Below are 258 nucleotides of genomic sequence, written 5' to 3' on the forward strand. Positions count from 1 at the left end.
GCTTCAACAAGGTCGAAGAGCTGCACGAATGGCTGGTCAATGAGGTCAAGGATGCTGAAGGCCGCGAACGCATGCTCATGCACTTCAAGCAGGAAGAGCGCGACATCGTTCAGGAAAAGCCCACTTCCCTAGGGCACAAACTGGCCAACTTCACCGGCATTGGTCTGATCGTTCATTTCCTGGAAAACACGGAACATGAAAATGTCGGCCTCACCCACGCCTATGACGTTCTACCCAGTGACAATGAAGCCGGGAACG

1 protein-coding gene is annotated in these 258 nt (G+C 53.5%); it reads left to right on the forward strand.

All coding sequences use genetic code 11. From position 1 onward, the window contains the following. On the forward strand, positions 1 to 258 hold a 258-nt coding region (locus KW848_RS31505), incomplete at both ends, for a hypothetical protein (RefSeq protein ID WP_218539196.1).

The sequence above is a fragment of the Pseudomonas sp. PDM25 genome (assembly GCF_019219045.1).
GTDB lineage: Bacteria > Pseudomonadota > Gammaproteobacteria > Pseudomonadales > Pseudomonadaceae > Aquipseudomonas.